We start from the raw sequence: 19,770 nt of genomic DNA on the forward strand, positions 1-19,770 counted from the left end.
GCAGCATCAGCTCGTAGGATCGACGGAGCGGAGCTCGTAGGCCGCGAGCTACCGCTCGCCCGGCCACATCGCCATGGCCGCCTTCGCTACGCCTCTCAACTCCTCGGGCGTCGCGCCGTCCTTGGCCTGGATGGCCATGCCCTGAAAGACACTCAGATAGAAACGGCTCAGCGCATCGACGTCGGTTGCGGCGGGCAGCTCGTCGCTGCCGACCGCGCCTTCGATCCGCGCGCGCAGATTGCCGAGCATGTCGAGCCGGACCTTCCTGACCACGCGGGCGATTGTGGCCGGCCATTCGTCGCTGACCGCGCCGAGCACGGCCATGCAGCCGGCCGGCGCCGTCCGGGATTTCGGCAGGGTCTCGGTCGCCCCGATCAGCAGGTGCTCGACGCCCTCGCGCGCGGTTTTTCCGTCCGCGAGCTTGTCCCACACCGGGGGTCCCTGGGTCTGAACGTAATGCTCGATCGCGGCGAGGTAGAGCGCCTCCTTGCTTTCGAAGGCCGCATAGAGGCTCGGCGAGCGGACGCCCATGGCGTCGCAGAGGTCGTGCATCGAGGCCGCCTCGAAACCCTTGCGCCAAAACAGGAACATGGCGGCTTCGAGCGCTGCCTCTCGATCGAATTCCCGGGGTCGTCCGGCCATCTCGTCCTTTCTGTAATGATCAACACATAATTCACTTGACGCGCCCGTTCAAGACTCCACATATTCTGTGTCGATCGTTACAGAATTGGAGAGATCAAGTGAATCTGGCAGGAAAACGGGCCCTGGTGACGGGCGCAAGCAGGGGTATCGGTGCAGGCATTGCAAAAGCGCTGGCCGCGGAAGGTGCCGATGTTGCAATCACTTACGAGAAGTCCGCAGACAGCGCCGCGAAGATCGTGGACGCCATCAAGGCAGGCGGGCGCAAGGCCGTGGCGATCCAGGCCGACAGCGCCGATGTCGCTGCCGTTCAGGCCTCGGTTGCCAAGACCGTCGCGGCGCTGGGCGGGCTCGATATTCTCGTCAACAACGCCGGAATTCTTCGATTGGGCGGCCTCAACGACATCTCGCTGGAAGACATCGATGCGCTGCTGGACGTCAACGTGCGCTCGCCAATGATCGCGAGCAAGGCCGCACTGCCCCATCTCGGTAAAGGCGGCCGCATCATCACCATCGGCAGCTATTTCGCCGACCGCGTGCCCTCGCCGGCGCTCGGCGTGTACGCGGCGTCGAAGTCGGCGCTTGCAGCGTTCACGAAGGCGCTGGCGCGGGAGCTCGGCCCCAGGGACGTCACGGTCAACCTGGTGCAGCCGGGATCGATCGACACCGACATGAACCCCGCAAGCGGCCCGACCGCGGAGACGCTGAAACAGTTCATGGCACTGGGCCGGTATGGTGCGACGGATGACATCGCGAATGCCGTGGCATTCCTGGCGAGCGCGAAGGCAAAATACATCACCGGCTCGACATTGACCGTCGACGGCGGAGCGAACGCCTAGGCGTCCCACGCCGGACGCGAATTCCGGTCGGACCGATCCGGGATGACGGCGAACCTGGCGACGTCCAGCTGCAGGAGGCCGCCCACGAAGGCGGCCTCCTGCTGGTGGTCGGCCTCAACTCGCTTGGTGTGGCCTACTTGGTATAGCCCTGGCTCGTACACCACCACATGGCGTCAGCCCCGGTCGAGCCGTGCTCGATGACGTATTTTCGGCACGCTTCGTAGTTGACGGCATAACGCTTGGCACACGGGACCGGGGAAATGGTGCCGGCACTGAAGGAGCATTTGTATTGGGCGTTGGCTGTCGGCATTGAAAGGGTTGCGACAGCGAGCCCGACGACGAGGAACGCGAAGGTCTTCATGGCTATCTCTCCCGAATTCAGGAATAGCGAATGCTATCCCTGGTGGTATGATAGCATGCTTTCGACTGTTCCACGAGATAGCGCGCTGCAAGAGCCATCCCTTCCGATACACTCAGCCGCGCGGCCCAGATGAAGCGAAGCGTAATCCGGGCCACGGCGTCTTACCGGAAATACCCCAGCACGAGATCGATGTCCGAACTGCCGGCGACGGTACCGTTGAGCTCGGCATCGATGACGCGGCGACAGGCCGCGATCGCGGCGTGGTCGCCGAGATCGTTGGCGGCTTCCAGCACGAGCCAGGCCGCGTCGACGGAAGCCTTCTCGGGCGCCGAACCGCCGGCATCGACGGGCGGGCTCTTGTTCTTGCGAATTGCGGTGCCGAATTGAGGCAACATGGCAAATACTCCCCTCTGGCTCAGTGCACCTGGAGCTCGGGCTGACGGCCCGTATCGGCACCCGCGCCGGTCTTGCGCGACTGGTAGAACTTCAGAACGCTGCGCGACGTCTCGATCTTGAGCTTGCCGAACTCGCGCTCGCTGTCATGAAGCTCGCGCGCCGTGATCAGATGATCCTTGGCGCCGAGGAACAGCAGCGACATGGTCGTGTCCCACGAGAAGTCGAGCGCCTTGCACAGCACCAGAAGTATCTCGCGGTTGCGGTCCATCATCGCGCGCTCGATCACGTCGACCGGAAGCGACGACAACAGCGACAGGCCGATCTGCACCTCGTCGAAACGATGCTGGCGCGCATAGTTCGAGATCGAGTCCTGGTTGAGGTTACCCTGGCGGTACTGCGTCGTCACCACGCGCTTGGCGACGAAATAGCTGCGCGAGGACGGACCGAACTTGGATTGGAGATCGCCGGTGACGTCGGTCACCGAGCTCTGGATCTGCGACATCATCTCGGGCCGCTCGCTCGCGAGGCGGCGGCGGACGTCTTCGGACGCCTTGGAAATGAGCTGCTGGAAGATGTGGCGCGGCACGTCCTTGCGCAGGCCGAGCTGCTCGGCGAGGATCGAGTCACCCTCGGCGCGCCGGACCATGTGCAGCAGGCCCGAGCCGGAGAAGCGCGCGCCCTCGTTCTTGGCGACGGAGGTCACAACCTCCTGGTCGCCGCGCTTGACCAGCACGTCGGTGACGGCTTCGCCGATCGACTTGCGCTGGGCGATCGCAAGCAGATGCGCCTGGCCCTTGGTCATGGCGCTCGCGACCAGCATCTTCTCGTCGATGCGGCTGGAGTCGCGCAGCACCGGACCGGCCACGTCGATCTCGTCGTCGAGGGCGAGCTTTTCGATGACATTGAGCGGAGCATGGTCGCAGGCCGACATCAGCTCGGAGAGCTGCGCCCGCGCCGCGACCTCGATCTCGTCGGCGAGCCGCCCGATGACCTCGCCGAACATGCTGATCTCGTCGTCGCTGTAGCGGCCGGTGATCAGGATGTCGGTCGCATGCCACAACGCCTTCGCCCGGCTCTCGTCGGTGCCGCGCGCGATCGCGTCGTCCAGATCCTGCAGAAGTGATTTTGCCCCGTTCATCTCGATACCCCAGTTCTTGGTTAGCCATCCCGCTCGTGCTGGCGGGACGCCGAATTCCTCTGGGACCAGAGACTAGGGAACAAACGCGAGAATCCGGTAAAACCGGCAGATCAGTTTTGCCGGGCAAAATTCGTTAAAATGCGCGGGAATGGGTTTACCGGCGGGCAAGGGCCCGCGCTTGCCGAAGCTGCTGCCCTCACGGATTCGACGGCGTCAGCACCAGCGGCGGCTTCGGCTTGGGTCTCGCGGGCGGCGGGCCTGGCGCCGGCCTCACCTCGATCGGCGGCGGCAGCGGCGCGATCTGCTGGCTCGCGAGCGGCGGGCTTGTGAGTGGCGGGCCTGCGATTGAAGGACTCGTGATTGAAGGACTTGGCACCGCGGGGGCGGCCTGCGGCGCCTTCGGCGTCGGTGCGGCCTTTGGCTTTGGCGGCGCGCGGCGCGGATCGCGGCCGGGCAACGGCACGTCGGTCAGCGACGGTTCGGGCACCGGATCGGGCGAGACCAGCGTCGGCAGCGCCGCAGTCGCCGGCGGCGGCTCGCCACGCTCGATCGCGTCCAGCCGGCGCGTCTCGCGATCGATCGTGCGCACCGCGAGCCAGGACGACAGCGGCGCGAGATCGACGGTGCGGCTGAGCTTGTCGGGGGGACCTGCCGCGAACAACTGGATCTCCGGCGGCGCGCCGGAGAGCCCGGTCATGATCGGCGTCAGGCTGGCGCGGATGTCGGCCTGGTCGGCGGGGATGTCGTAGCCGCCGGAGACGATGGCCCGCGCGTTCTTTGCTTCCAGCGGTGTCGCGCCGACGCGCAGGCGCCCGTCGCGGATCGTGAACGGGATCTGCGCCGAGGCGACCGCGATCGGACCTGCCGACAGCGCGGGCTCGACGAGCTGCCGCAGCCTGTTGTCGTCGGCAACCTGGCCGCCGTCGCTGGCGCGGATGGCGATCTCGAAGGCGCGCGGATTGAGGCCGCTGATTTCCGCGGCCTCGAGCGTCACCGTGCCATTGCCGGCGAGCGCACCGGTCAATGCCGCAACGCTGCGGCCCTGGCTGGTCAGGGCCATCTGCACCGAGGCGCGTCCCTTGGGCAATGCGAGATCGCGGTAGCGCAGCGCCGCCGCATCGACATTGCGGAGCTCGATACGCGCGTTCAGCGCAACGCCGTTGGCGCCATTGCGCGCGTCGAAGCTCGCCGACATCTCACCGCCGCCGACACCGCCCTTGAGCGCGTCGAGCGCGAGCGACTGGCCGTCGCTCCGGATCGTGCCGCCGACGGGGCGCAGCTCGATGCCGTCAGGCAAGGTGCCGCGCAAGGCCTGGAAGGCGATGCGGCCGCGCCAGCCGCCGAGCAGCCCCGCACCCAGGGGATCACCGGCATCACGTCCGGCGGCCCCGATGGCCATTGCGAACGCGGGCGCAAGATCGAGCGTGTCGAGGCCGATTTCGCCATCGACGCTCTTCTCCTGATCCAGCGTCACCGCAAGATGCCCGCGCAGATGCGAGCCGGCCGCGCTGCTGTCGAGATCGTCGAAGGTCAGGCGGTTGCCGGAAAGGCCGACGCGCGAGGACAGGTTGACGCTCTGCACTGACTTGTCCGCCGGGCTGGTCCCGAACAGCGGCGCCAGATTGGCATTGCGCACGCGCAAATTCACGCTGGCCTTCGGCTGGGACGAACCGGGGTCCGACAATTCGATGCTGCCTTGCGCATCCGCATCCAGCCCGCCGCCACTGAGCTTTGCGTTCAACTGCAACGGCCGGCGCCAGGCGCCGCTCAATCGGCCTTCGAACTGCGAGGCGCCCTCGCCTGCGGCCGCGACGCGATCGAGGCCGAGCAGCGCCAGCAACGCGCCGGCCTTCGGCGTCGAGATTTTCGAGTCCAGCGTGAAGTCGCTGTTACGCAAGCGGTCGATGTCGATGCCGTTGACCGCCGCGACCGGCGTCTGCCCGGCCAGCGTCGCGGTGGCCTTGAGCTGCGGCGAATCGAGATCGAGCACGGCGCGCGCGTCGTTGCGATCGGCATGGTCGGCGTTCTTGTCGAGGCTGAGGTCGAGCTTCAGCCGCGTCGCGCCGGGCAATGACGGGATGGCGTCGAACCGCGCGCGCACCGAAGGCGCAACCGGCTCGAGCAGCGCGGTGAGCTCACGCAGCGAACTGGCCGAGGATTTCAGCGCGAGCTTGCCGGTGGCATGAACGCGGTCGAAGCTGCCGCTCGCTTCGGTGGTCACCCCGCTCGCCTGGCCGAAGCGCAACTGCTCCAGCGACAGCGCCGCCGGGCCGTAGCCGAGTTTCGCCGTGAACGGCCGCAGCTCCTGTCCGGCCGACATCGCGCGGCCGACATCGAGCGCGAGCCTGGCTTCCTCCGGCCATTCGCCCTGCGGCCCCGCGAGCGCGCGCACGAAGCTCGCAGCGGCATCGAGGTCGAGACGGTCGGCCTTGAGCTCGGCGTCGATCCGTGAGCCCTTGCTCGCGCCGGTCTGGACGAAGGCGATGCGGCCCTCCACCGCGCCGCCCTCGATCTCGGCCTTCAGCCTGTCGACGGCGAGATGGTTGGCGGCGATGGTCACGTCGCCGGCAAGGCGCAGCGGCCGCGTGCTGCGGCGGTTGATCTCGCTGCGGCCCTGGAGCCAGGCCACCAGCGCATCGGGATCGGACGACTCGACGCTGAGACGGCCGCTGAAGCTGTCGGCGCCGGGCGTTGCACCGTTGAGCGAGAGCTGCGTCATGCCGGGTGCGCGCAGCTCGAGCCGCTGGAAGGTCCAGGACCTTCCGTCGGTCTGAAGCTCCGCCGTGATGTTCTGGAGCGGACGCCCGCCCAGCATGATCTGGTCGGAGTTGAACTCGATCTGCGCCGGCATCGGCGCCTGCGGGATCGCCGCAAGGCCCGCGCGCAGCGCCGGCAGGACGCGCTGCGGCTCGGCATCGTCCTTGCCCGCCAGCTTGTCGGCATCGACCTGGCGCGCCGACAGCACCGCGCGCAGCAGCGGCGAGGCGCCGAACCTGACATCGCCAACACCGCCAAACTTGAGCGCATTGTCCTCGGCGCCGAAGCTCGCGTCGATCTGGTCGAATTTGGCGCCGGCCGGATCGGCCTTGAGCTTTGTCGTGAGCTTCCAGGGTGTCGGCCCCGCGGTGCCCGCCTTCTTGACCGGAGGCACGGCGAGCGTCAGCGCGCCGTCGAATTTCGGCAGGCGGTTGTCGAAGGCGAGCACGCCTTCGAGGTCGGCCAAGATCGCGCGCTCGCCGGGATCGATGTTGAGGTGGAGACGGGTGGCGCTGCCGTCGGCGCTCGGGCCGGAGGAGACGCGGAACGGATAGCGCACCCCGGCGGCGGTGAAGCTGCCGTCACCGCGGACCGAGCCGGCCAGCGAGCGCACGTCGCCGGAAAAGGTGATGTCGTTCAATTCCAGCGTCGAGCGGCTGGCGGCATCGTGCAGGGCGATGCGGCCGGTGAGGTTCAGCCGTTCGATCGCGAGCGAGGCCAGATTGAAGGTGCCGCTCGCGGTCGACGGCAAATCGACCCGGCCCTTGGCATCCAGGCCGAGATCCACCGCCATGCCGTTGACGGTCAGCTCGGTGGCGCGCCATTCGCCGCGCATCAGCGAGCTCAGGCTGAACTCGACGTCGAGCTTGTCGGCGCGCAGGCGGCCGAGATCGTTGTTGCCGCCGAAGGTGACCGAGCGCAGCCGCAGCGTCGGCGCCGGCAGCAGCCGCGCATCCAGCTCGCCCGCCACCCGCACCGGCACGCCCATGATCGCGCCCGCCTCCGCCTCGAACTGGGGCCTGAACTGGTTCCAGTCGATGAAGTAAGGCCCGATCAGCGCGGTCAGCAGCGCAATGATGAAGGCAATCGCCAATCCGAGCAGCGTCGTCTGCACGGGTCTCCCCTCGGCCAAACCGGCCCGGGCCGAACCTGAGGGCCTCAGGCGCGCCGGAACAGCCCCTTATATAAAGGGAAGTGTGGCGAAGTCACAGCGACTGTTGCGCGCGGAGGTTAACGCTGGCGGCCATCACCAGCTCGCCGGCAGGCGTTTCAGGCCGCGCAGCACGAAGGTCGGACGCCATTCCGGGTTCTCGACGTCGTCGATGCGCAGATCCGGCAGCCGCCGCAACAGCGTCGCGATGGCGATTTCGGCCTCGATGCGCGCCAATTGGGCGCCCAGGCAGAAATGGATGCCGCCGCCGAACGACAGCGGCTTGACGTTGGGCCTGACGACATCGAGCCGGTCGGGACGATCAGGGTAGACCGCCGGATCGCGGTTGGCCGAGCCGAGCAGGCAGAGCACGGTCTCGCCCTTGGGGATGCTCTTGCCGCCGAGATCCGCGATATCCTCCAGCGCCACGCGGCCGGTCATCTGCACCGAGGAATCGTAGCGCAAGAATTCCTCGATCGCGTTGACCATCAACTCGGGCCGCGCCTTCAGGAGCGCGAGCTGATCGGGATTGCGATGCAGCGCGAGCAGGCCGTTTCCGATCAGATTGACGGTGGTCTCGTGGCCGGCGCCGAACAGCAGGATGATGTTGGCGGTCAATTCCTCGTTGGTGAGCTTGTTGCCGTCTTCCTCGGCCTGCACCAGCTGGGTGATGAGGTCGTCGCCGGGATTGCGGCGGCGCAGCTCGAACAGCTGCTGGAAATACATCTGCGCCATCATGTTGCCGGCATTGCCCTTCGCGATCTCCTCCGGCGTGAGCGGCACGGGGTCGAGCAGCCGGCCGCCATCGCGCGAGCTGTTGTAGAAGGTCTCGCGATGATCCTCGGGGATGCCGAGCATGTCGCAGATGATGGTGACCGGCAGGCGGAAGGCGAAATCCTCGATCAGGTCCATGTGGCCGCGCTCGATCACCGCATCGATGGCCTGGTCGACGATCGCCTGGATCCGCGGCCGCATGTCCTCGACGCGGCGGGCGGTGAAGGCCTTCACGACGAGGCCGCGCAGGCGGGTGTGGTCGGGCGGATCGGATTGCAGCATCCAGTGGCTCATGCTGCGGAACACCGGCTCGTCCATGATGGCAGGGCTATAGCGGCGCTTGGAGCGCTCGACAAAATCCTTACCGAAGCGCTTGTCGCGCATCACGAGGCTGACATCGGCGTGGCGGCTGGTGACGAACTGGCCGAACGGGGTCACATGGATCGGCTCGATCGTGCGCAGCCGGTCGTAGTGCGGATAGGGATCGCGGATGAAGTCCGGCGACAGCGGATTGAACAGCGGTCCGCCTGCGGGTTGCACTTGCTCGTTCATGGTGACCTCAATCGGTTGCCGCATGACACGAATACGCCGGCAGCCCCCTTGCGTGCTCGGCGTAACCATCCCCAAGATCATTAATTCGATACATTGTTGTATCGAGTTGCATTCTGCCCTAACCTGCGCCGATGTCAAGGGTGAGAACCAGGCCGACCAGGGACGACACGCGCGACAAACTGTTCGAGGCGGCCGCGCGCGTGTTCGAGGCGGACGGCATCGGCGGCGCCAGCATCGAGGCGATCGCGGCCGCCGCGGGCTTCACCCGCGGCGCGTTCTATTCCAACTTCAAGAGCAAGGACGAATTGATCATCGCCATGCTCGAGGATCATGTCGAGCAGTCGATCCGGCGCAACCTCGACATCCTCGCGCAGCACGACAATCTCGACGATTTCATCGCGGCGTTGAAGACGATGGATCGCAGCCGGCAAGACCCGCTCGGCCGCTCGCCCCTCCTGCACATGGAGATGATCCTGTTCGTCGCGCGCGCCGAGAAGCGCCGCCCGGAGCTTGCCAAGCGGCTACGCGCGCGGCGCAAGCTGGTCGCGGACATCGTCGAGGCCACGTTGAAGAGCAACGGCAGGAACGACACGCTGAATCCGCCGTGGATGGCCTCCGTCGTGCTGGCGCTGGAAGACGGCTTTCGCCTGCACCGCCTGATCGATCCGGAGACAACGCCGGCCGACAGTTTTCTGCGTGCGATCACGGATCTCAGGCGCAGGACGGGATTGTCGTCGAACTAGCCTGGACCGCCGATAGCACGCGCACGACCGGACCGCGATCCGACCGGCGTTCGCTTCTCCGACAACTCGTCGTCCGCCCCCCAATCGTGCGTTTGTGAAAACGCACGCCTGCTTGCGGCAGGATCGGGCAAGGCATGGCTGCTTCCGGAAATACGCCGGGACTCCGCGGCGCTAACCGGCGAGGCACCGAGCGATTGGCGCAGGCGCGTCCGTTAGCAGCAATCTCTCGACAGGGACGGCAATCGCTCTGGCGCAGTCGACGATCCGGTTGGCTAAACATCGCAACGTCACATCATGGGGACGGAGACAAACGATGGACAGGAAACGGCTTGCAATCGCGCCACGACGGAAGGCCGTCTCGACGGCGCTCATATACGGGCTCTCGCTGACGGTGCGTTTCACCTCGCCGACGGCCGAAGAGGCACCGCCACAAGCCGCGCAGAACGCCAAGGTCTCGACGTCGATCCTGATCGATCGGGGCTGGACCAACAAGCCGGCACTACCGGCCGCCCTGCGCGGCTGGCCATCGGGCCCGCGAAGCTGCCGCGCAGGATGTGAAGGCCCTGCGCTGCTGTCCTCGCTGCCGAACTGCACCGCGCCGTAAGGGCCCGGCGGTCTCCGTCTCACCTCTTCGCGTCATCATCGCTCGCAACAGGCTCTGCTCGCATCGAGCGGCGGCGATGACGCGCGTTCCGAACCACCAAACCCAGAACCAAATCAAGGAGTGAACCACATGCGACTGCTCATCATTGGCGCCGGCTTCGCCGGCATGTACGCCGCCCTCTCCGCCGCCCGCCTGCGCGACATTCAGGGCGTTTCGCCGGAAGAGCTCGAGATCGCGCTCATCGCACCGGAGCCGACGCTGGTGGTCCGCCCTCGGCTCTATGAGCCGAAGCCGGAAACCCTGACTGCGCCGCTGCTCGATGTCCTCAAGGCGATCGACGTCGACTACATCCAGGGGAGCGCCGAGACCGTCAACACCGAGGCGCTGACGGTCCAGATCTCGACTCCCAATGGCACCCGCAAGACCCTGTCCTACGACCGCCTGGTGATCGCCACCGGCAGCCGCCTCTTCCGACCCAACATTCCCGGCCTTGCCGAGCACGGCTTCAGCGTCGACTCGCTCGACGACGCGGTTGCCCTCGACAGGCATCTGCATCGCCTCGCCGACCAGCCGGCCGTCAATGGACGCGACACGGTCGTGGTCGCCGGCGGCGGCTTCACCGGCATCGAGGCGGCGACCGAGCTGCCCGCGCGCCTGCGCGCCATCTTCGGCCAAAACGCCAGAACACGCGTGATCATCGTCGAGCGTAACGGCGCGATCGCTCCCGACATGGGCGAAGGCTCCCGCCCGGTCATCGAGCAAGCGCTGCGCAAGCTCGGCGTGGAGACAAGGCTCGGCACCGGCGTTGCCTCGCTCGACAAGTCCGGCGTGACGCTGTCGACCGGCGAACACATCGAAACCGAGACGGTGATCTGGGCAGCCGGTATTCGCGCCGCGCCCCTGACGGCGCAGATTCCCGCCGAGCGCGACAATTTCGGCCGGCTGCTGGTGGACCGCGATCTGCGCGTGCCCGGCGTCGCCGGCGTCTTCGCCACCGGCGATGCCGCGCGGGCCGCATGCGACGACGAGGGCAATTACGCGCTGATGTCGTGCCAGCACGCCACACGGATGGGCGCCTTCGCCGGCAACAATGCCGCCGCCGAACTCCTGCGCGTCCCGACCAGGCCGTATCACCAGAAGGCCTACGTCACCTGCCTTGATCTCGGCGAAGCCGGCGCGCTGTTCACGCGCGGCTGGGAGCGCAAGGTCGAGATGGTCGGCGACGTCGCCAAGAAGACCAAGCAGGAGATCAACACGGTCTGGATCTACCCGCCCCGCGCTGAGCGTGCCGCAGCGCTCGCCTCGGCCGATCCGGAACGTGTGACGAGCCTCTAGAGGCGCGAACCGATGACGGCCGCACCTCCCTGGCTACGCGGCCTGCTCACCCAAGACCAGCCGGGAGCCCTACCTTGAAACAGGAGACCAACATGAACCTGCACAACACCTCATACCCCGCGACATCGAAGCCGGAAGAGCTCGTTCCGTCGCGCTATGCGCTGAAGATCGGCGAGATCGACGTTCTGGTGGTCAGCGACGGCGTGCTGCCGCTGCCAACCACGATGCTGGCGCACAATGCCGACCCGGCCGTCCGTGCGACCTGGCTGCACGACATGTTCCTGCCGCAGGACGCTTTCGACTGGGCGCTGAATGCGGTCGTGGTCCGCAGCGGCGACAAGACCATCCTGATCGACGCTGGCCTGGGGTCCGACCCGGATCTGCACTTGCCGCGCGCCGGCCAGTTGATCAAGCGACTGGAGGCCGCCGGCATCGACCTTTCGTCCGTGACCGATCTGGTGCTGACTCACTTGCACATGGACCACATTGGCGGACTGCTCGTCGACGGGGTGAAGGAGAGGCTGCGCAAAGACCTGCGGATCCACGTGGCGGCCGCCGAGGTCAAATTCTGGGAGGCGCCCGATTTCTCCCACACCGCCATGCCGCCGGGCTTCCCGGACGCGCTTCGGGCGACCGCCAAGCGGTTCGTCAAGGAGTACGGCAGTCAGTTGCGGCAGTTCGATGAGCAGCACGAGGTTGCGCCGGGCGTCGTCGTTCGTCGCACCGGCGGTCACACCCCCGGACACAGCGTGGTTCGCGTGGCATCCGGCGGCGACGGGTTGACGTTCGCGGGCGACGCCGTGTTTGCTGTCGGGTTCGATCAACCCGACTGGCACAACGGTTTCGAACACGACCCCGAAGAGGCGGCGCGCGTTCGCGTCGGTCTGTTGCGAGAGATTGCCGCGAGCGGCGAGATGCTGGTGGCGACTCACATGCCGTTCCCGTCCGTCGGCCATGTGGCGGTCGCCGGCGACGCATTTCGCTGGGTGCCGGTGTTCTGGGATTACTGATCGCGCGCTAAGCCAACGTGAGACCAGGGCGCGCATTCATGGCGGGCCCTGGTCTCGATGCGGCGAAGCGAGTCAGCGCGGCGCGCCGCCGATATCAGATCCGATCGTTGATCAGGACGCCGGACAACGACGGATCGTTCGCGTTGGTCGTATCGCCTGCTTTCGTCGCGCTATAGGTCGAGTCCGCAAGCGAGCTTTTCAGCTGCTGGAGAAACTGTTGCAGCAGCTCCGCCGTCGAATTGCCGCTTGACGAGTCGTCCGTGCCGTCGACCGAGGAAGGCTCGCCGGATGGCGGTGGCCCGTCCGGCGGCGGTCCGCCCGCTCCGTGCGGTCCATGCGAGAGCGCCGCCTTGAAAATTCCTTGCAACTCGGTGGCCTGCTCGTCCGTCAGCTTGCCGGCCGACACTTGCTGCTGGATGAGGCCATTGATCTTCGACTCGAAGGCGTCGGGCGAAGATGTCCCGCCGCCGGATTGATCGCTTGCGCCGGTTGACTGCAACGCGGAGCCGATGCTGCTGAGCGCGGCCGACAGCGCCGACTGATCCGACGCATCGATCGCGCCGGACCCGACTTCCGTTTGCAGTTCGTCTTGCAGCAGTTGCAACGGTGATGAGCGGTGGTGATGGGAGGAGAGCGCAGAAATCGAGGTCATGGTGGCTTTCCGTGCTTTTGGCGGACCCGAGGTGGACGTTGCCCCGAGTCCCATCCAGTCCTGAGTTCGCCCTGGCAGTTGGATCTGCCCGGTTGCGCGGTGGTAGGAACGGGAGCTGGCGCGGAGCATTTGGCAGGGCGCCGCTCCGGTTGCTCGATATTTCCAATCGGCAACTTGAAATATCCAGAAACAAAAATCCGATCGGCCGATTATCAGCCGGGGCTGGGAACCTATTCCGCCGCGCTTGTGGGCTTGAGCTTATGCAGCCGGCCGGCCACCGCCCGCACCTTGCGGGGAGCGGCCTGCCAGACCGAGAGCGCCGACAATCCGCTCACGACCATGGCGATGGCGAAGGCGAGCGTGTAGTCGCCGGTGCGATCATAGAGGAAACCCGTGAGCCAGGGACCGGCCGCGCCGCCGGCCAGGGCCGCCAGCATGATCGTTCCAAAAATGCTGCCCTGGTGCCTGCCCTGGAAGATCTCGAACACCACCGCGCCCATGATCGAGGTGAGGCCGTAGCCGAGCGCGCCTTGCGCGAACACCATGACATAGACCAGCCACAGCGACGGCTGGAATTTCAGCGCCATCAGCGCCGCAAAGCAGATCGCAAAGCCTGCGCAGCTGATCGCCCACACCCATTCCCGCCCGATCCGGTCGGAGACGTGGCCGAGCAGGATCTGGCCGGGAATGCCAAGCAGGCTGACGATGCCGAGCGCCCACACCGCGACACCAGGGCTGAAGCCGATGTCGAGCAGGAATTTGGTCTGGTGCACCTGCACCGCGTACCAGATGTACAGGCCGCTGAAATAGCCGAGCGCGATCCACCAGAAGCGCGCGGTCGCAACCGCCCGCTTGAGCGTCCAGTCGGTGCCGACCCAGACGGGATCGACGATGTTGGAGACCGGTGTCGCCGCGCCCGCCGCCGGCGTGGCATCGCCGTCCGGCTGAAGGCCGATGTCTTCGGGCCGCTTGTGCAGGAACAGATTGATCGGCGCCAGCACGACGAGGATGAGCAGCCCCATCGCGGTACAGGCGGTGCGCCAGCCGGTCTGCTCGATCATGTGCTGCACCCATGGCAGCAGCGTCACCGAGCCGATGCCGACGCCGGCAAAGGCAATGCCGATGGCGAAGCCGCGCTTGCGGATGAACCAGTTCGGCAGGAACAGCGATTGGCCGGAATAGCCGAGACACACCGAGCCGGCGCCGACCATGACGCCGATGGTCACGTAGAGATGCCAGGGCGCGCTGGTGAGTGGCGCGAGCAGCAGTCCGCCCCCCATCAGCACGACACCGAGCTCCATCACCGCGCGCGGGCCGGCGCGATCCATCAGGCGGCCGATCAGCGGGCTGACGATGCCCGACACGACGAAGCCGAAGGAGAACGCACCGGCAGTGACGCCGCGCTCCCAGCCGAATTCGGAGATGATGGGAGGAAAGAACAGCGAAAACGCGGTGCGCGCGTTGACGCCGATCGCCATGGTCACGAAGGTCACCGCGACCACGACCCAGCCGTAGAAGAACGGAAGACGCATGATGTGCTTATTTCATCCCTAGATGGTGCTACCGACCATCCGGGGCCGCCCGGGTCAAGCGATTTTCTCGAATGTATTTCTGGCCGGGGCGCAGAAGCTGCCACATCGTCATGGCCGGGCTTGTCCCGGCCATCCACGTCTTCGCTACGCGGAACAAAGAACGTGGATGCCCGGGACAAGCCCGGGCATGACGACCTCTCGTATATGTTCAAATGTTGCCGGGCGCGCGCTCAGGCCGCGTCGCGCTGCGAAGGTTGAGCGGTCTCGTCGAATGCGATCTGGTCGACCGGCTGCGGGCGTCCGAACAGATAACCTTGCGCGAAATTGACGCCGAGCACCGTCAGCCGCTCGAACTCCTCAGCTGTCTCGACGCCTTCGGCGGTGACCGACATATCGAGGCCGCGCGCGAGCGTCACGATCGAGGCGATGATCGCGGAGCTGCGCGGCTGATGCGTGAGGTTGCGGATGAAGGACTTGTCGATCTTGATCTTGTCGAACGGGAACGTGGTCAGATAGCTCAGCGAGGAATAGCCGGTGCCGAAATCGTCGAGCGCCAGCTCGATGCCGATGTGCTTCAGCCGCTCCATGAAGGCTAGGTTCTCGACGCCGCGTTCCAGCAGCACGGATTCGGTGATCTCGATCTCCAGCCGCTGCGGCGCCAGGCCGGAATCCGCGAGCGCCGCGCAGATCGTCTCGAACAGCTCGGCTTCCTTGAACTGGATCGGCGACAGGTTCACCGCGACCATGAGATCGCATGGCCAGGCCGCGGCGTCCGCACAGGCGCGCCGCAGCACGAATTCGCCGAGCGGCACGATCAGCCCGGTCTCCTCGGCAAGTGCGATGAACTGGTCCGGCGGGATCAGGCCGCGGCTCGGATGCCGCCAGCGCACCAATGCCTCGAAGCCGCGACGGCCACCGCCGGCGACGTCGACAAAGGGCTGATAGTGCACCTCGAGCTGGCACTGCGCGATGGCATCGCGCAAATCGCCTTCCAGCGTATTGCGGGCCTCGAGCTCGGCCGACATCGCCTCATCGTAGATGGTGAAGCAGTTGCGACCGGCCGATTTCGAGCGGTAGAGCGCGAGGTCCGCCTTCTTCAGCAACTGCTCCTGGTCGCTGCCGTGGTCCGGTGCGATCGCGATGCCGATGCTGGTGCCGATCTCGACGCGATGGCCGGGCAGCAGGAACGGTTCGGCGACCAGCTTCGCGATCCGCGCGGCGAGCTCGGTCGCGCAGGTCCGCTGATCGTCGCAAGCCTCCTGGATGATGGCGAACTCGTCGCCGCCGAGCCGCGCCAGCACGTCGGTGGCGCGCAGCGCAGATCTCAGCCGCAGCGCCACCTGGCGCAGCAGCGCATCGCCCGCACCGTGGCCGAGCGAGTCGTTGACGTTCTTGAAGCGGTCGAGATCGAGCATCAGGATCGCGAACGGCAGGCCCCGCACGCTCAACTGGCTGTTCATCAGGTCGAGCCGGGTCAGGAAGAAAGCGCGGTTCGGCAGCCCGGTCAGGATGTCGGTCTGGGCGAGCTCCAGCACCCGCCGGTTCGCCAGCGACAGCCGCCGCGAGCTGCGGCTTGCGAGCATGAGATAGGTCGCGAGCGACAGCGTCAGCAGCATGCCGACGACGATGACCGCAACCGCGCGGTCGTAGGCCGTCTCCAGCGAACCGCCGGCCGTCGGCATGGCGCGCACCTGCCAGTCGGTATCGCCGATCTTGAGGCTGCCCGACCAGTGCAGCGCCCGGGCGACGTCCCGCATCGACTGCGGCGACGTGGCGGCCGACGAATAGTCCGGCAGGGTTTGTTCCAGGCTGACGATCTGTCCCGTGAAGGGCGGATAGACGTTCACACTGACCGCGGGGCTTGCTCCCGTGGTCACGCGAATGGACTGGATCAGCAGCGGCAGATCGAAGACGCCGACGACGAAGCCCGCCAGATTGCGGCGCCGGTCCGCCACCGCCTCGCGCGAGGTTCCCTTGGCGTAGACGGGAATGGCAACGAGCACGTCGGGCTGTCGGCCGCCCTCCTTCGGGTCGTAGAGCCGCGTGCGAATGGCGGCGACGCGGTCGTTGTCGCGCGCGCGCTCGAGGGCCGCGCGGCGCTCTGGAACGGTCGCGTAATCCATACCGTAGACCGACGACGTCTTCGGCTGGGTCGAGTAGAACACCGGAAAATATTCATCGGCCTGCGGCGCGGTCACGAAGGTCTCGCCCTGGAGCGACTTGATGCGATAGCCGGACACGCCGTCCGTGGCCGCGGCGGCCTCGTATTCGGCGCGCTCCTTGCGGTTGACGCGCGGCAACCAGGAGATGCGCAGCATGCCGGGATGACGTTCGAACAGCCGAGAGCTGAAGGTCTCGAATTCGCTGCGGGTGATCTCCTCGTTGGTCGATTCGAACAGCGTACGCAGCGCGACGAGCCTGGAGATGTACTCGCTCATGCCGTTCTGCATGACGATGGCTTCGGTTTCGGCGGCGTTCTCGAACTCGATCCTGTTGACGCGGTCTTCCCATCGCGCCACGGCGGCGGCGCCGACGAGCGAGAACAGAAGACCGACGCCGACTGCGACGAGCGCAGGGCGATAGAGTCCGAGCAGCGGCGCCGCGCGCCACCATCCGGTCCTACGTTCCCGATCCTGATCGTTCTGACCCCGACCGCCCATCTTGATCCCGCAAGTCCCCCTCGGCGCGGCAACCCACTTCTGGTTGAGCTGCCGGAACCGCTATCGGACAAGGATCGCGGTTAAGAACCGCACAATTTCGGAAGGGGGTCGTCGCAGATTGCGCGACTTAGTTAACGATTGGCCTGCAAGCAGGGCCCATTGTGGAAGTAATTTGCCGCTTTTCCCCGGTGTATTACGGAGCACTGTTACATCAGGGGTTAGCGAGCTGTTCAGGACGACGAGACTATCGTTCCGGCAGGTATTCCCTCATCCGGCATGCATCCTCATGACACGATCGCGATCAGCGGCCTGCGTCGCATTGGCCGTCGCGCTACTCGCCGCCGCCAATCCTGCAGCGAAAGGCGACGAGGTCGGCGTCAGCGACGATGCGATCCTGTTCGGCCAGGCCGCCGCGCTCGAGGGCCCCTCCTCCGCGCTCGGGCAGCGGATGCGGCAAGGCATCGTCGCGGCATTCACCGAGATCAACGAAAAGGGCGGCGTCCACGGCCGCAGGCTCCAGCTCATCAGCCGCGACGACGGCTACGATCCCGACCGCTCGGTGGTGCAGACGCTGCGGCTGATCGAGGACGACAAGGTGTTCGCGCTGATCGGCGCGGTGGGCACGCCGACCGCGATGGCGACGATACCGATCACCAGTACCAGGAACATTCCCTTCATCGGTCCGTTCAGCGGCGCCGAATTCCTGCGCGACCTTGAGCTTGCGAATGTCGTCAACATCCGCGCGAGCTATGGCGCTGAGGCCGAGGCCTGGGTCAAGCACCTGACCGAGGATCGCCACTTCACCCGCATCGGCATCTTCTACCAGGACGATTCCTTCGGCCGCGACGGTCTTGCCGGCGTGAAGCGCGCACTCGCCAGGCGCGGCCTCGAGCTCGCCGCCGAAGGCACCTTCGAGCGCAACACCCGCGCGGTCGGCTCGGCCTGGCGCATGATCAAGCGCGCCGATCCCGAAGCCATCGTCATGGTCGGGACCTACGGTCCCTGCGCGGAGTTCATCAAGCTCGCGCATCGCAGCGGCTTCCGCCCGACCTTCGTCAACATCTCCTTCGTCGGCGCCAATGCGCTCGCCAAGGAGCTTGGCCCCGACGGCGAAGGCGTCATCGTCTCGCAGGTCGTGCCGTTTCCCTGGGATCGCTCGCAAAAGCTCGTCGCCGACTACCAGGCGGCGCAGAGGGCGTTCGACCCGACGCTGACACCGGATTTCGTGTCGCTCGAAGGCTATCTCTCCGGCCGCCTCGCGGCCGCAGCGCTGGAAAAGGCCGGGCCGCAGCCGACCCGCGCGAGCCTGTTGCGCGCCATCAACGACGTCGGCCGCTTCGACATCAGCGGCAGCATCGTCACCGTCGGCGCGCGCATGACCGACGCGCCGCCGAAGGTGTTCTTGACCGTGATCCAGAAGGACGGGACGTTCAGGGCGGTGGATCGGCTGTAGTTGCGGCAGGAGGTCGTCATGCCCGGGCTTGCCCCGCCTGCGCGGCCGCAGCCGCTTCGGCGAGGCGAAGGCCCAGGCATCCACGTTCTTGGCATTGCCGGCAAAGGCGTGGATGGCCGGGTCAAGCCCGGCCATGACGATGCGGGAGCTTTGGGGCACACAGCGACGGCATAACTTGCGTTAGCACCGCAGCTTCAAGGCCGCCGCGTCCAGCGCTCGGCGTTCACTGCGCCTTGCGGGACCTCGCCTTTGACGATCGCCTCGACCTGCCGCACCGTTTCCAGCGACTGGTATTCGATCGCCTGTGGTGTCAGCCCGCCGACATGCGGCGTCGCGACAACGTTGGGAAGCCTCGCCAGCTCCGGGCTCGGCATCTGGTCGGGCGCGCGGCCGACGTCCATCGCGGTGCCAGCGATGCGGTTCTCACGCAGCGCGCGCGCCAGCGCGGCCTCGTCGACGAGATTGCCGCGCGAGAGATTGATGAAGACGGCATGCTTCTGCATGCGCGCCAGCGCCGCCTCGCCGATCAAATTCTCGGTCTGCTCGTTGGCGATCGCGAGGCAGACGACGTAGTCGGACGCACCAAGAAGCTCGTCGAGCCCGACCTGCCGGATCGCGCTGTCGCTGACATCAGCGAACGGATCGGAGACCAGCACCTCCATGCGCATCACCTTGGCGATCTCGGCGAGATAGCGCCCGATACTGCCATAGCCGATGATGCCGATCCGGCTGCCGGCGAGCTGGCGGCCCATCCGTGCCTCGACCTTGCGGCCGGCCTGGTAATCCGCCGTCGCCCGGGACACGCCGCGGGAGAGATCGACCATGAAGCCGAGCGCGAGCTCGGCCACCGCCTGCACGAAGCCCGGACCGGCGCGGGTCACTAGCACGCCGGCCGCGGACGCTGCATCGACATTGATGTTGCGGATGTCCACGGCACAGCGGACGAAGGCGCGCAGGCGCGGCAGTTGCGCGAAGATCTCGCCGCGCCCTTCCGTCATGCGATCAGCGACGATGATGTCGGCATCTTGCGCCGCGCGCACGAGGCCGGCGGCATCCAGCGTGTCGTCGCTCTCGTGCAGGATCACCTCGGCGGCCGCGCGCAGGCCGTTCAAGCTGCGGTCGCCGTAGTAATTGCGACGCATCTCCGGCGTATGGGCGAGCAACACTTTCAAGAC

General features: G+C 66.5%; 16 protein-coding genes. 6 read left to right on the forward strand and 10 right to left on the reverse strand.

The annotated features are described in order from the left end of the window. Nucleotides 1–48 precede the first annotated feature (48 nt). The gene (locus AB7008_RS38050; RefSeq protein WP_441260450.1) at nucleotides 49–642 is read right to left on the reverse strand and encodes a TetR/AcrR family transcriptional regulator; all 594 of its coding nucleotides are present in this window, start codon (nucleotides 640–642) and stop codon (nucleotides 49–51) included. A gap of 98 nt (nucleotides 643–740) precedes the next feature. On the opposite strand from AB7008_RS38050, the gene AB7008_RS38055 reads away from it, so the two are divergent. Continuing rightward, nucleotides 741–1,478, forward strand: coding sequence for a 3-oxoacyl-ACP reductase family protein (locus AB7008_RS38055; protein ID WP_441260451.1), 738 nt, complete (start codon nucleotides 741–743; stop codon nucleotides 1,476–1,478). Between the two features lie 133 nt (nucleotides 1,479–1,611). On the opposite strand, the gene AB7008_RS38060 is transcribed toward AB7008_RS38055, so the two are convergent. From AB7008_RS38060 to AB7008_RS38080, 5 genes are all read right to left on the reverse strand, one after another. After that, complete coding sequence (locus AB7008_RS38060; protein ID WP_028156429.1) at nucleotides 1,612–1,839, reverse strand: hypothetical protein; 228 nt, start codon at nucleotides 1,837–1,839, stop codon at nucleotides 1,612–1,614. Nucleotides 1,840–2,000: 161 nt separating this feature from the next. Continuing rightward, entirely contained in the window at nucleotides 2,001–2,234 is a 234-nt protein-coding gene (locus tag AB7008_RS38065) for a hypothetical protein (protein ID WP_441260452.1), read from the reverse strand. 20 nt (nucleotides 2,235–2,254) lie between these two features. Beyond that, complete coding sequence (locus tag AB7008_RS38070; RefSeq protein WP_028156427.1) at nucleotides 2,255–3,373, reverse strand: DUF2336 domain-containing protein; 1,119 nt, start codon at nucleotides 3,371–3,373, stop codon at nucleotides 2,255–2,257. Between the two features lie 196 nt (nucleotides 3,374–3,569). Next, nucleotides 3,570–7,244, reverse strand: a complete 3,675-nt coding sequence (locus AB7008_RS38075) for an AsmA family protein (protein ID WP_304491050.1) — start codon at nucleotides 7,242–7,244, stop codon at nucleotides 3,570–3,572. A 132-nt stretch (nucleotides 7,245–7,376) separates the two neighbouring features. Next, nucleotides 7,377–8,606 (reverse strand): cytochrome P450, encoded by a 1,230-nt coding sequence (locus AB7008_RS38080; RefSeq protein WP_248879398.1) that lies wholly within the window; start codon nucleotides 8,604–8,606, stop codon nucleotides 7,377–7,379. 131 nt (nucleotides 8,607–8,737) lie between these two features. Here AB7008_RS38080 and AB7008_RS38085 point away from each other — a divergent pair, with 131 nt between their 5' ends. The 4 genes from AB7008_RS38085 (at nucleotide 8,738) to AB7008_RS38100 (ending at nucleotide 12,298) form a co-directional block, all read left to right on the forward strand. After that, complete coding sequence (locus AB7008_RS38085; protein ID WP_028156424.1) at nucleotides 8,738–9,349, forward strand: TetR/AcrR family transcriptional regulator; 612 nt, start codon at nucleotides 8,738–8,740, stop codon at nucleotides 9,347–9,349. A gap of 313 nt (nucleotides 9,350–9,662) precedes the next feature. After that, nucleotides 9,663–9,953 (forward strand): hypothetical protein, encoded by a 291-nt coding sequence (locus tag AB7008_RS38090; protein ID WP_014493027.1) that lies wholly within the window; start codon nucleotides 9,663–9,665, stop codon nucleotides 9,951–9,953. A 129-nt stretch (nucleotides 9,954–10,082) separates the two neighbouring features. Further along, the gene (locus tag AB7008_RS38095) at nucleotides 10,083–11,288 is read left to right on the forward strand and encodes an NAD(P)/FAD-dependent oxidoreductase (protein WP_441260453.1); all 1,206 of its coding nucleotides are present in this window, start codon (nucleotides 10,083–10,085) and stop codon (nucleotides 11,286–11,288) included. A 92-nt stretch (nucleotides 11,289–11,380) separates the two neighbouring features. Beyond that, nucleotides 11,381–12,298 (forward strand): MBL fold metallo-hydrolase, encoded by a 918-nt coding sequence (locus AB7008_RS38100; protein WP_441260454.1) that lies wholly within the window; start codon nucleotides 11,381–11,383, stop codon nucleotides 12,296–12,298. A gap of 94 nt (nucleotides 12,299–12,392) precedes the next feature. On the opposite strand, the gene AB7008_RS38105 is transcribed toward AB7008_RS38100, so the two are convergent. The 3 genes from AB7008_RS38105 to AB7008_RS38115 form a co-directional block, all read right to left on the reverse strand. Further along, nucleotides 12,393–13,079 (reverse strand): hypothetical protein, encoded by a 687-nt coding sequence (locus AB7008_RS38105; RefSeq protein ID WP_441260455.1) that lies wholly within the window; start codon nucleotides 13,077–13,079, stop codon nucleotides 12,393–12,395. Nucleotides 13,080–13,180: 101 nt separating this feature from the next. Next, on the reverse strand, nucleotides 13,181–14,482 hold the full coding sequence (locus AB7008_RS38110) for an MFS transporter (RefSeq protein WP_028156420.1): 1,302 nt from the start codon (nucleotides 14,480–14,482) through the stop codon (nucleotides 13,181–13,183). A gap of 230 nt (nucleotides 14,483–14,712) precedes the next feature. Continuing rightward, the gene (locus AB7008_RS38115; protein ID WP_304491053.1) at nucleotides 14,713–17,142 is read right to left on the reverse strand and encodes a bifunctional diguanylate cyclase/phosphodiesterase; all 2,430 of its coding nucleotides are present in this window, start codon (nucleotides 17,140–17,142) and stop codon (nucleotides 14,713–14,715) included. Between the two features lie 286 nt (nucleotides 17,143–17,428). Between AB7008_RS38115 and AB7008_RS38120 the strand changes: the two genes are divergently transcribed. Continuing rightward, complete coding sequence (locus AB7008_RS38120) at nucleotides 17,429–18,595, forward strand: ABC transporter substrate-binding protein (protein ID WP_441260456.1); 1,167 nt, start codon at nucleotides 17,429–17,431, stop codon at nucleotides 18,593–18,595. A gap of 194 nt (nucleotides 18,596–18,789) precedes the next feature. Here AB7008_RS38120 and AB7008_RS38125 read toward each other — a convergent pair whose 3' ends face one another. After that, entirely contained in the window at nucleotides 18,790–19,767 is a 978-nt protein-coding gene (locus AB7008_RS38125; RefSeq protein ID WP_369525457.1) for a hydroxyacid dehydrogenase, read from the reverse strand. Nucleotides 19,768–19,770 lie beyond the last annotated feature (3 nt).

Source organism: Bradyrhizobium sp. 521_C7_N1_3, from assembly GCF_052075975.1.
GTDB lineage: Bacteria > Pseudomonadota > Alphaproteobacteria > Rhizobiales > Xanthobacteraceae > Bradyrhizobium > Bradyrhizobium japonicum.

Bases quoted from the DNA above. Each gene is read 5' to 3' on its own strand.
- AB7008_RS38090 (WP_014493027.1), top strand. From the start codon at position 9,663: ATGGACAGGAAACGGCTTGCAATCGCGCCACGACGGAAGGCCGTCTCG.
- AB7008_RS38115 (WP_304491053.1), bottom strand. From the start codon at position 17,142: ATGGGCGGTCGGGGTCAGAACGATCAGGATCGGGAACGTAGGACCGGA.
- AB7008_RS38050 (WP_441260450.1), bottom strand. From the start codon at position 642: ATGGCCGGACGACCCCGGGAATTCGATCGAGAGGCAGCGCTCGAAGCC.
- AB7008_RS38070 (WP_028156427.1), bottom strand. From the start codon at position 3,373: ATGAACGGGGCAAAATCACTTCTGCAGGATCTGGACGACGCGATCGCG.
- AB7008_RS38100 (WP_441260454.1), top strand. From the start codon at position 11,381: ATGAACCTGCACAACACCTCATACCCCGCGACATCGAAGCCGGAAGAG.
- AB7008_RS38120 (WP_441260456.1), top strand. From the start codon at position 17,429: ATGACACGATCGCGATCAGCGGCCTGCGTCGCATTGGCCGTCGCGCTA.
- AB7008_RS38095 (WP_441260453.1), top strand. From the start codon at position 10,083: ATGCGACTGCTCATCATTGGCGCCGGCTTCGCCGGCATGTACGCCGCC.
- AB7008_RS38060 (WP_028156429.1), bottom strand. From the start codon at position 1,839: ATGAAGACCTTCGCGTTCCTCGTCGTCGGGCTCGCTGTCGCAACCCTT.
- AB7008_RS38065 (WP_441260452.1), bottom strand. From the start codon at position 2,234: ATGTTGCCTCAATTCGGCACCGCAATTCGCAAGAACAAGAGCCCGCCC.
- AB7008_RS38080 (WP_248879398.1), bottom strand. From the start codon at position 8,606: ATGAACGAGCAAGTGCAACCCGCAGGCGGACCGCTGTTCAATCCGCTG.
- AB7008_RS38110 (WP_028156420.1), bottom strand. From the start codon at position 14,482: ATGCGTCTTCCGTTCTTCTACGGCTGGGTCGTGGTCGCGGTGACCTTC.
- AB7008_RS38085 (WP_028156424.1), top strand. From the start codon at position 8,738: ATGTCAAGGGTGAGAACCAGGCCGACCAGGGACGACACGCGCGACAAA.
- AB7008_RS38105 (WP_441260455.1), bottom strand. From the start codon at position 13,079: ATGCTCCGCGCCAGCTCCCGTTCCTACCACCGCGCAACCGGGCAGATC.